This window comes from Lentzea sp. NPDC058436, from assembly GCF_042721515.1.
GTDB lineage: Bacteria > Actinomycetota > Actinomycetes > Mycobacteriales > Pseudonocardiaceae > Lentzea.
Map to the genome: position 1 here is coordinate 175332 of NZ_JBHXLF010000001.1, position 11149 is coordinate 186480.

An 11149-nucleotide genomic window follows, 5' to 3' on the forward strand; every position below is an offset into this window, starting at 1 on the left:
TCGGGGTGCCGCCCCCACGTCCTCGTACTGGTTGTACGGGGGCGTGGGGGCGGTGCCGCGAGGCGCCCTGCTGAGCGTGAATCCGCCGCCAGCGTTCCGGGTCACACCACTAGATCGGGCTGGTGTTGACACGCAGGTCGTCGTACCAGATGTAACCCGTCCTGGTCGGCGCGAACGTCGCGTCACCACCGCCGGCGAACGACGACAGGTACGCGCGGTCGATCAGGTCGCCGTTGCGCACGAACTTCAGCCCGGTGATCAGCGCGGCCTGCCTGCCGTTGAACCACACCTGGATCTCGCCGTCGGGGTTGGCGTTGCCGTTGGTCACGGTGTTCACCTTCACCCGCTGCACGATCTCCACCCACTGGCCGGGCGGGTAGTAGACCGGCTGCCCGTCGAGCGTCAGGTCGCGGTAGTCGCCGTACTGGCTGGCGTGGTCCATGCTGTAGTAGTAGATCGCGGCCTTGCCGCCGCTGCGCCAGATGAACCGCGACGTGAAGCCGTTGTAGCCGTCGCAGGCCTGGCCACCGGAGCAGGACGCGCCCGCGCCGAGGCCGACGCCGACCTTGCCGGCGAAGTTCGTGTTGCCCCAGCTGAAGTCCGGGCTGAAGCGCACCCACTGCGCCACGTAGTACTGCTGGGCGCGCGGGATCGCGAACGGGGCCTGCGCGCCGGACGGCCCCGGACCGTACTGGCCGGCCGGGTAGGTGACGCGCAACGACTTGCTGCCGCTGCGCTTCACGCTGGAGTCGATGTAGGTTCGGCTGTCGAGGCCCTGGTGCCAGGGCGCGGTCCAGCCGTCGGCGGCCCACTTGTCGAGCGTGTAGGCGGAACCGGCGGCCGGGGTTTCGAAGTAGTTGTTCAGCGCGGCCGCCATCGCCGGTGGTGCGGCAATGGTCGAGGCGATTATCGCCGCGCAGCTGGAGAACACGAGCAACGTCTTTTTCCGCATGCACTTCCTCCGCTTGGTCGGACCCCGTGGGCGGACGGGAGAACGAAGTGGTCTGCACCACTTACCAGAGGCAGTATTGCCAAGTCGCGACAGGCGGGTCAACGGCTCGCGAAGTCATTCCACAAACATTCCGGTGTGGACTGACGCGGGAAAACCGGGCATTGACTGGACATCCGCGATGTCGCAGGATTCCGGCAACGTGCGGGGACCGTTCAATTCCTTCCCTCAGGCGGAATGAATTCTTATCTGGAGGAACCCGATGAGAAGATCTGTCGCGGTTTTACAGGCCTTCGCGGTCGTGGCGGCCATGGCCGTCGCCACGAGCGCGACCGCCTCTGCCGCACCCGGCCCACCGGCGCCGGACACGCCGGTGGCCCACGAGCTGGTGCGCAACGGCGGTTTCGAGAACTCCACCACTTCGTGGACGCTGTCCAACGGTGCCAAGCGTGAGAACGGGGCCCTCGCGGTCACGTCCGCCACGGGAACGGCCTGGGAGGGCGCGACCTCCGCGTCGTTCGGGATCGACGTCCGCAGGATCACCTCGGTGAAGGTGTCCGGGCGCGTGCAGCTGGACAACGTGGTGCAGGGCGCCACCGCCGACAACGCGGCCAAGATCTCCATCGCGTTCGTCGACGCCACCGGCAAGCGCACCTGGAAGGGCGTCAACCTCACCGGGACGCAGGACTGGACCCAGCGTTCCGACGTGCACACCGTTCCGGCCGGCACCGTCTGGGCGTTCCTGTCGGTCGCGCTGGACCGCGCGAAGGGCACCGTCCGGTTCGACGACCTGACCGTCCGCGCCGAGTCGTGGGTGAACCTGGTCAACAACCCCAGCTTCGAGCTCACCACACCGTCCACAGAGGCCTGTCCGGCGCCCGCCTGGTGCACGCCGTACCTCAGCGCCACCTACAAGGTCGACACCACGACCGCCTCGCACGGCACGCGGTCACTGCGCATCGACGCCTCGCCGACGCAGAAGATCGGCGCCTTCGTCACCGTGCCCGTCGACCAGAAGACCTGGTCCGTCGTGCACGTCTCGGCGAAGGTCAAGCTGGACAAGGTCGAGACCGCCGACTACACCGACTTCCCCGGTGGCCTGCGGGTCACCGTCGGGTTCCTCTACACCGACGCGAACGGCCAGAGCGTCTACGCGCCGTCCGGTCTGCTCAACGGCGTGCTGACCGGCTCCCGTGACTGGACGACGATCTCCGGCACGTTCCGGGTGCCGTCGCTGATGACCAGGCTGCAGATCATCCCGGCCATCCAGAACGCCACCGGCACCGCGTGGGTCGACGACGTCCGCGTGACGCCGGAGTCGCCGTGGATCGCCCCGGACACGCAGACCAAGAGCGCGGCCGCCGGTGGTCAGGCGACGTTCCTGACCACCGTCACGAACCGCCGCACTGTCGCCGACTCCCTCCAACTCGCCGTCGACGGGCCCGGTGCGGTGACGCCCGCCGCGACCCCGGTGCTGCAGCCGGGGGAGTCCGCCACCGTCTCGGTGTCGGTGCCCGCAGGAGCCTCGACCGTGCTGACCGCGACGCCGGCGGGGGACCTGAACCTGGTGCAGCAGGCCAGTTTCAAGGCTGAACAGGCGACCTCGCCCGGTGGTGCGCCCAGGGTCTACAGCACGCCGGCCCAGCTGGACGCGCTGAAGCAGCGGATCTCCGGGCAGGACTGGGCGCGCAAGGCGTTCGACTCGGTCGTGAGGACCGAAGCCGACGCGTGGCTCGCCAGGCCGCTCGACCAGCCGGTGAACCACGGCGGCTGGAGCGGCAACTTCAAGTGCCCCGGCACGAACACGTCGCTGGAGTTCAACTACAACTCCCCGAAGCTGCACCGCTGCCCGATCGACGGCAAGTCCTACACCGGTGACCTGCTCGACGCTGCGTGGATCGAGATCTGGCACAACAACGCCGCCCAGGCCGCCGCCGACCTCGGGCTCGCGTTCCGCGTGACCGGCGACCAGCGGTATGCGGCCAAGGCGCGGGACATCCTCGCGTACTACGCCGAACGCTTCCTGTCCGTGCCGATGAACGTGCTCTACGGCCGGGTGCACTACCAGTCGCTGGACGAGGCCGTCGCCGCGATCGGCCTGATCGACGGCTACGACCTGATCCGCGACACGCTGCCGGAGTCCGATCGCGTCGACATCTCGCTGAACCTGTTGAAGCCGCTGGCCGAACTGGTGCGCGCGTACCCGACGGTGACGTCGAACTTCCAGGCGTGGACGGTAGCGGCGGTGCACGGCGTCGGGTCCGCGATCGGGGACGAGGGCCTGCGCAAGTGGGCGCTGGACGACCCCGAGGAGGGCACCGAGTTCCTGCTGAACAAGGCCCGGCTGTCCGACGGCTGGTGGTGGGAGGGCGCGGCGAGCTACCACGTGTACGCGTTGCAGGCGCTCACCTCGCTCGCGATCTCCGCGCGCAACCTCGGCGAACGCGACTACACGGCCGACGAACGCTTCCGTTCCATGCACACGACGTTGTTGCCTTACCTGCACCCCGACCTGACGATCCCGGCGGCCGGTGACGGCGGCACGTGGGGCAGGCGTTTCGGGCCGAGCTTCGCGGCGATGGCCGAGTGGGCGTACGCGGAGTACGGCGAGCGCGACTTCGCGACCGGCCTGTCCTACGCCTACACCAATCTCGGACGTCCGCGTTCGGACCGGTGGGCGTTGCGCTTCGGCGTCGACTCGCTGCCGAGCCTGAGCGGCCCGCGCCAGCCCAGCGCTACGTTCGGCGGGCTCGGCGAGACGGTGCTGAGGTCGTCGGACGCGCAGAACCTCGTGCCGAACCCCGGTTTCGAGGAGGCGTCGCTCGCCGACGCCGGCAAGCCCGCGTACTGGCAGCTCGACGGCGGCAAGTGGGCCGACCGCAGGCTGACCGGTGCGGCGTCGCAGAAGTTCCCGCTCGACGGCACCCGCCTGTCGCACCTGACGCTGCAGGCTATGGCGAAGGGCAAGGGCAGCATCGAGGCCGTGTTCCTCAACGACCGCTGGGAGGTCGGCCGGGGCACGCTGAAGATCGACGGCTCGTCGTGGTCCGCGCGGGAGGTGGGCCTGGACGTGCCGCAGCTGGCGCGTGCGGTGAAGCTGTCCGTGAAGGGCGACGTGACGGTGGACGACGTCGACCTGTTCGCCGACGACCTGCTGGGCTCCGGAGGGTTCGAGGACTCGGCACGGGGCTGGACCAAACAGGGAGCGGCCGAGCTGTCGCCGCTGCCGTACCGCGGATCGTCCTCGGCGAAGATCACCGGTGGTCTCAACCGCAGCGCCTGGACGACCGACGTGCCGGTGACCGGCGGGAACGTGACGTCGGTGAAGCTCGACGCGCGGACGTTCTCCCCGGTGATCCCGTTGCGGCAGAACGGTGGCGCGTCGCTGGAGCTGTCGTTCGTGACGCCGGCGGGCGTGTCGGCGCCGGTCGTGACGAGGTTCCACGACCTGCTGGGCTGGCGTTCCCGGACGGTGAGCGCCGACGTGCCCAAGGACGCGATCGCCGCCAGGATCTCGCTGGTGGTGGAGAACGCTGCGGGTGTGGCGTTGTTCGACGACGTGCGGCTCGGCTTCTCCGGCGCGGTGGACCCGTTCCAGGCCAACGCGCTGCGGCTCGACCACGGCGTCGCGGGCGGCACCCACGGCCACGCGGACAAGCTGCACCTCGACGTCGTCGGCGGGGGAGCGCTGCAGTCGACCGACCTCGGCCAGATCTACGGCGTCGACAACGCCGACCTGACCAACAACTGGTACCGGGAGACGGTGTCGCACAACACCGTCGTGGTCGACGGCAAGAGCCAGGACCGCAACATCCGCGGCGCGCTGGAGTTCTTCGGCACCACACCGAGGTTCAAGGTGGTCGACGCGCGTGCCGACAAGCCGTACGCGGCGATGCCGGACGTGTCGCTGCGCCGAGCCGAGCTGATGACCGACGAGTACACAGTGGACGTCTTCGACGCCCGCGGCTCGTCGGCGCACCGGTTCGACCAGTCGTGGCACGGCGTCGGCGACCTCACGGTGGCCGGTCCGGCGATGACACCGCCGGCCTGCGGCACCTGCGTGCTCGACCCGAACGACAAGGACTTCGGCTACGACGAACTGAGACTCGTGGCCGAGGGCACCGCGGCGGACGGGGCCTGGCAGGCGGAGTGGAAGACGCCGCAGTCGGTGCTGTCGATGCGGGCGCTCGGGCCGTCGTCCACCCGCGTGCTGCAGACCACCGGGCCTGGGCTCGCGACGGACGGCAAGCAGATCCCGTTCGTCCTGGCCCGTCGCGACGGCACGGCGACCCGTTTCACCACGTTGCTGGAGACCAGGTCTGCGGCCGCACCGAGTGCCATCGCGTCGGCACAGCAGGTGCGGGACGGGCACGTCCGCGTACAGCTGGTCGGCGACCGGCGCGACGACGTGCTGTACGACGGCGGGTACGCGCTGGTGCGCAGGGCGGGCGACAAGCCGCTGAGCATCGACGTGCTCGGCAGGCAGTCGGTCGAGGTCGACGGACGCACGTGGTTCACGGCGTCGAAGAAACTGGAGAACGCCTCCGCGGTGTTCGACGGGAGCACGTTGCGGCTCGCCGTCGGGCGCACGGCGGACCGGGGTCAGGTGACCATCACCGTGCACGCCCCCGGTGTCCGCTCCGTCGAGCTGAACAACCAGCCCGTCAGCTCGGTCACCCGGCACGGCGATCTGCTGAAGGTGACGTTCACGGTCGGATAGCGGTGCACAGCGAAAGGCCGGGGCGAGCAGCCCCGGCCTTTTGTGCGTTCTCTAGATGGGTGACGTCGAGACCTGCACGTCGTCGTACCAGATGTACGAGTTGCGCGTCGGCGCGAACGACTGCGTCGCGCCGCCGAAGAACGACGAGAAGTACGCGAAGTTGATCTGGTCGCTGTTCCTGACGAACTGCAGACCCGTGCGGGTGCCCGCCGGAGTCCCGTTCACCCAGGTCTGGACCTCGCCGTTCGCGTTCGCGGTGCTGCCGCTCACGGTGTTGACGCGGACCCGCATCTTCAGCTCGATCCACTGACCGCGCGGGTAGCTGTACAGGCCACCGGGGTTGAGCTGGAACGAGTCGCCGTACTGGCCGCTCTTGCCCATGTGGTAGAAGTACAGGATCGCCTTGCCGTCACGGCCCCACGCGAACCGCACCGTGAAGCCGTTGTAGCCGTCGCAGGCCTGGCCGCCCGAGCAGCGCTTGCCACCCGCGAGACCGAGGCCGATCTTGCCGCCGAACTCGGTGCCGCCCCAGCTGAAGTCGGGGGAGAACCGCACGTACTGCCGCAGCCAGTACTCCCTCGCCTTGGGCACGGCCAGGTCCGCCGACGCGCCGGAGTTCTCCGGGCTGATCTTGCCCGCCGGGTAGAACAGGCGCAGCGACTTCCCGCCGGACCGCTTGACCGACGTGTCGATCATCGTCCGGTTGCCCATGCCGACGTCGAACGTCGACGCGAACCCGTCCTTCGCCCACTCCGCCCTGGTGTACGCGCTCCCACCGGCGGGACGCTCGAAGCCGTTCGAGAGTGTCGCGGCCTGGGCGGCGGGTGCCGTCTGCGCGCCCAAGAGCGCGCAGACGGCGAGTGATAACAAGGAAATTCTCCTCATCGAGTCTCCTCACAGGGATTCGGCAAATGGTATGGACCATTCGCCGCTCCCAGTATCGGCACGGTCTCGGACCGTGGTCAATGGAATGAATTTCCTTGTGTGCGAAGGAATCAGCGCTTCAGCAGCTCGCGGATCGCGCCCGCAACGACGTCCGGCGCCTCCTCGGCCATGAAGTGTCCACAGGAGACAGTTCGGTGGTCCAGATCGGGTGCCCAGGCCTGCCAGAGCGCCCTCGCGTCGAACCCGAGGGCGGCGCCCCAGTCCTGCTGCAGCACGGTGACCGGCATCGTCAGGCGGCTGCCCGCGTCCAGGGAGGCGGTGTCGTGCTCGACGTCGATCGTCGCCGACGCCCGGTAGTCCGCGACGATCGACGTCACCGCCTCACGGGAGGCGCGCAGGTACTCGGCGCGGACGTCCTCGGGGAACGGCGTCCGGCTCCAGATGTCGAGGAAGTGGCCGAAGAACGCGTCCGGGGTCGCGCCGATCATCTGCTCGGCGAGGCCGGGCGGCTGGGCCATCAGGAACAGGTGGAACCCGACGGCGGCGGACGTCCCGCGCATCACGTCCCACATGTCCAGCGTCGGCAGCACGTCGAGCGACGCCAGGTGCGTGACGTGGTCCGGGTGGTCCAGGCCGGTGCGGAACGCCACCAGCGCGCCGCGGTCGTGGCCCGCGAGGGCGAACGTGTCGTGCCCGAGCGCGCGGGCGACCTCGACCACGTCGGCGGCCATCGTGCGCTTGGCGTAGGCGAGGCCGGTGTCGGCGGGCTTGTCGCTGTCGCCGTAGCCGCGCAGGTCGGGCATGATCACGGTGTGGTCGGTGGCCAGGTCGGCGGCGACGTGCCGCCACATGAGGTGGGTCTGCGGGAAGCCGTGCAGCAGCACGACGGGGCTGCCCCGACCGGTCGTGGCCACGTTCAGGCTGACGCCGCCGGAGACCTGAACGCGCTGGTAGTCGAATGCTGTGTGGTTCACGAGCCCACTGTGCGGCCGGCCGATCAGCAACGGATCAGTGTCGGGGTCAGCGCATGAGGTTCGGGGTGCTGGGCCCGCTGACCGCCGGTTCCGCCCGTCTGGGCGGCCCGAGGCAACGCGCCGTGCTGGCACGGTTGCTGGTCGCGCGGCGCCGGGTCGTGCCGGTGCGCACGCTCGTCGCCGACCTGTGGGAGGACCCGCCGGACGGGGCGCTCGGCACGGTGCAGACGTTCGTCGGGGCGCTGCGCAAGGCCCTCGAACCCGACCGTCCACCCCGGACTCCGTCGTTGCTGCTGGTCACCGAGGGCGCCGGGTACGCGTTGCTGGCGCAGGACGTGGACGCGTGGCGGTTCGAGGAGATGCTCGGCGGCGACCTGCCCGTGCTGGACGACGCGCTGGCGTTGTGGCGCGGGCCCGCCTACGCCGAGTTCGCCGACGAGCACTGGGCGCGGGCCGAGATCGACCGGCTGGAAGAGCTGCGACTCGTGGCGGCCGAGCGCCGGGCCGAGGCCGCGCTGGCGCTGGGACGTGCGGCCGGTGTCGTCGCTGACCTGCGCGCTCATCTGGCCGACCACCCGTGGCGGGAGAAGGCGTGGAGCCTGCTCGCCCTGGCGCTGTACCGCGAAGGCCGGCAGGGCGACGCGCTGGAGGCGGTCCGCGAGGCGCGGTCTGCGCTCGTCGAGAACCTCGGGGTCGATCCGGGACCGGAGCTTCGCGCGCTGGAGTCGGACATCCTCGTCCAGTCGCCCCGCCTGACGCCCGCGCGGCGGTCGTCGCTGGTCGGACGGTCCGCCGAACTGGCGGCGCTGGAGTCCGCCGTGCCGGCCGCGAGCCTGGGCATCGCCCTGGTGACCGGCGAGGCGGGCGTCGGCAAGACCGCGCTGGCCGAGGCGTTCACCGCCGTGCTCGCGGCGGCGGGCTGGCGAACGGTGTGGGCGCGCTGCCCGGAGGACGCGCCGGTGGCGTGGCCGTGGCAGCAGGTCGTGGAGGCGCTGGGGGCGGAACTCCCCGACACCGACCGGTTCCACCTGCGTCGCGCGATCGTGTCCACTGTGGAGTCCGCGGCTCCGGTGCTGGTGGTGCTGGACGACCTGCACCAGGCCGACGAGGAGACCCTCGCGGTGCTGGCGGCCTTCACCACGAACAGGCTCACCGGCCGGGTGCTGATCGTCGCGACCTCGCGCACCGCCGTGCCGCTGGAGGCGCTGGCGCGTGCCGAACCGGTCAGGGTCGAGCTCGGCGGACTCGACGAGGAGGCGGTCGCCGCGCTGGTGGGAGACCTCGACGCGCGGGCGATCCACGAACGCAGCGGCGGCAACCCGTTCTACGTCAAGGAACTCGTGCGGCTGGTCGAGTCCGGCGGCGACCTCGGCTCGGTCCCGGCCGGTGTGCGGGACGTCCTGCGCCACCGCCTCGCCGCGCTGCCGGCCGAGGCGCGGACGGTGCTGCACCAGGCGTCGGTCCTGGGCAGGGACGTCGAGGTGGACCTGCTGGCCGCACTGGCGGGCCACGACGTGCTCGACGCGCTGGACCTCGCGATCGAGGCGGGGTTCGTCGTGGAGGTGGCGCCCGGCCACGCCCGCTTCACGCACGTGCTGGTGCGCGACACCCTGTACGAGGACGTGTCGCTGACCAGGCGCGCCCGCTGGCACGCGGTGGTGGCGGAGCGGTCCGGCGACGTTCAGACGCGGGCGCACCACTACGCCCTCGCGGGCACGAGGAGTGCCGCGGCGGTGCAGGCGCTGGCCGAGGCGGCGGAGCAGACGCGTTCGCCACGGGAGTCGGTGCGGCTGTGGAGGGCGGCGATCGCGGCCGGTGCGGAACGGCTCGACCTGGTGGTCGGGCTGGCCAGGGCGCTGGCGGTGAGCGGAGACCTGGAGGAGGCGCGGAAGCAGAGGTCGATCGCGTTGCGGCTGGCCGACGGACCGCGGGAGGTGGCCGAGGCGATCGGATCGTTCGACGTTCCGGGCATCTGGACCACCAACGACGACCCGGCCCACTCCGCCGAACTCGTCGCGGCCGCCGAACGGGTGCTGCCCGCGTTCCCAGGCCCCGCCGCCACCCGCGCCCGCCTGCTCGCCACCATCGCCATGGAGGAACGCGGCACCGGCACTCGCCTGGCGGAAGCGCGGGAGGCCGAGTCCATCGCACGTGAACTCGGCGATCCCGCACTCCGGGCGTTCGCGCTGAACGCCCGCTTCATGCACACGTTCCACCGCACGGGCCTGGCTCACGAGCGCGCCGCCATCGGGCGCGAACTCGTCGAGGTGGCCGCGGGTCTGGTCACCCACGAGGTCCTCGGCCACCTGATCCTCGTCCAGGCCTGCTCCGCGCTCGCCGACTTCGGCACGGCCGACCGGCACGCGGCCGCCGCCGACGAACTGGCCCGCCGCCACGACCTGCCGCTCGTCGGCGTCTTCACGGACTGGTACGCGGCGCTGAAACTCGCCGCGTCGGGCCACACCGAGGAAGCCGACAGTGCTTACCGAGCCGCCGCCGACCGCGTCAGGGGCACCGGCATGTGGGGCATGGAACGCGGACTCCTGCCGCTGGCCCTGCTCAGCCTGCACGGCCCGTCCACAGTGGACCTGGACGACGACTGGGGCCCGCACCTGGACTGGGTGCGCCCGCTGGCGTTGCCGCACGACGAGGCGCTGGAAGCCGCGAGGGCTCTGCCCGACGGACCCGCGGACCTGCTCACCGAGGTGAGAGCGTGCCTGCTGGCAATGGCGGCGACCAGGCTGCGGGAGGACGAACTGCGGCAGCGCGCGCACGAGATGTTGTTGCCCGCCAAGGACGAACTGGTGGCGGGCACCGGGCTGTTCACGTTCGGCCCGGTGTCGGACTACCTACGCGGCTAGCGCCGGACCGAGCAGCAACCCGCCGTCCAGCACGTACTCCGCACCGGTCGCGAACGAGCCCTCGTCCGAAGCCAGGTGCAGGACGAGCGCCGTGACCTCCTCCGGCGTACCCAGGCGGGGCACGGCGAACGGCGCGGGGGAGTAGAGGTCGCCGATCGCGGGCTGGCCGTCCGCCACCGGCTCGGTGATCAGCGGCGTCGCCACCACGCCAGGATGAATCGAGTTCACCCGGATCCCGTCGCGGCCGAGTTCGAGCGCCGCCGTGCGGGTCAGCCCGCGCAACGCCCACTTGCTCGCCACGTAAGGCGCGTAATAGGCCTGGCCGACGTTGCCCATCGTCGAGGCGATGTTCACGATCGACCCGCCACCGGCCTTCCGCAACGCCGGCGCCGCGTGCTTGATGCCCAGGAACTGCCCGGTCAGGTTGACCGACAGGGTCCGCTCCCAGACCTGCAGCGCGGTGTCCTCGATCAGCGCGGCGGCGTGCTGGGCGCCCGCGTTGTTGACCAGCACCGAGATCGGCCCTGCAGCCTCCAGCGCGGCGACCCAGTCGGCCTCGGACGTCACGTCGAGCCGCACGGCGACCGCCCGCGAGCCCAGTTCGGCGGCGAACGCCTCGCCTGCCTCCAGGTTCCGCGCGGCGATCACGACCCGCGCCCCTTCTGCGTGGAAGCCCCGCACGTGGCTCGCGCCCATCCCGCTCGTCGCGCCGGTGACGAACACCGTCCGTCCGTCGAAGCGTGCCATCGTCGTTCCCTCC

6 protein-coding genes are annotated in these 11149 nt (G+C 70.8%); 2 read left to right on the forward strand and 4 right to left on the reverse strand.

What is annotated here, in order from left to right:
* Positions 1 to 109: 109 nt before the first annotated feature.
* Positions 110 to 952: a polysaccharide lyase gene (locus tag ACFWN2_RS00800; protein WP_382423998.1), complete on the reverse strand. Its 843-nt coding sequence runs from the start codon at positions 950 to 952 to the stop codon at positions 110 to 112.
* Positions 953 to 1211: 259 nt separating this feature from the next.
* Between ACFWN2_RS00800 and ACFWN2_RS00805 the strand changes: the two genes are divergently transcribed.
* Positions 1212 to 5669 (forward strand): alginate lyase family protein, encoded by a 4458-nt coding sequence (locus tag ACFWN2_RS00805; protein ID WP_382423999.1) that lies wholly within the window; start codon positions 1212 to 1214, stop codon positions 5667 to 5669.
* Between the two features lie 51 nt (positions 5670 to 5720).
* Here ACFWN2_RS00805 and ACFWN2_RS00810 read toward each other — a convergent pair whose 3' ends face one another.
* Together ACFWN2_RS00810 and ACFWN2_RS00815 are read right to left on the reverse strand one after the other, a co-directional pair.
* Positions 5721 to 6554: a polysaccharide lyase gene (locus tag ACFWN2_RS00810; RefSeq protein ID WP_382424000.1), complete on the reverse strand. Its 834-nt coding sequence runs from the start codon at positions 6552 to 6554 to the stop codon at positions 5721 to 5723.
* Between the two features lie 110 nt (positions 6555 to 6664).
* Complete coding sequence (locus ACFWN2_RS00815; RefSeq protein WP_382424001.1) at positions 6665 to 7528, reverse strand: alpha/beta fold hydrolase; 864 nt, start codon at positions 7526 to 7528, stop codon at positions 6665 to 6667.
* Positions 7529 to 7581: 53 nt separating this feature from the next.
* Here ACFWN2_RS00815 and ACFWN2_RS00820 point away from each other — a divergent pair, with 53 nt between their 5' ends.
* Positions 7582 to 10389, forward strand: a complete 2808-nt coding sequence (locus ACFWN2_RS00820) for a BTAD domain-containing putative transcriptional regulator (protein ID WP_382424002.1) — start codon at positions 7582 to 7584, stop codon at positions 10387 to 10389.
* Here ACFWN2_RS00820 and ACFWN2_RS00825 read toward each other — a convergent pair.
* On the reverse strand, positions 10378 to 11136 hold the full coding sequence (locus ACFWN2_RS00825; protein ID WP_382424003.1) for an SDR family NAD(P)-dependent oxidoreductase: 759 nt from the start codon (positions 11134 to 11136) through the stop codon (positions 10378 to 10380). The genes ACFWN2_RS00820 and ACFWN2_RS00825 overlap by 12 nt on opposite strands.
* Positions 11137 to 11149: the final 13 nt, after the last annotated feature.

Excerpts from the sequence above, each read along its gene's own strand:
- ACFWN2_RS00800 (WP_382423998.1), bottom strand. The coding sequence starts at position 952 with ATGCGGAAAAAGACGTTGCTCGTGTTCTCCAGCTGCGCGGCGATAATC.
- ACFWN2_RS00805 (WP_382423999.1), top strand. The coding sequence starts at position 1,212 with ATGAGAAGATCTGTCGCGGTTTTACAGGCCTTCGCGGTCGTGGCGGCC.
- ACFWN2_RS00810 (WP_382424000.1), bottom strand. The coding sequence starts at position 6,554 with ATGAGGAGAATTTCCTTGTTATCACTCGCCGTCTGCGCGCTCTTGGGC.
- ACFWN2_RS00820 (WP_382424002.1), top strand. The coding sequence starts at position 7,582 with ATGAGGTTCGGGGTGCTGGGCCCGCTGACCGCCGGTTCCGCCCGTCTG.
- ACFWN2_RS00825 (WP_382424003.1), bottom strand. The coding sequence starts at position 11,136 with ATGGCACGCTTCGACGGACGGACGGTGTTCGTCACCGGCGCGACGAGC.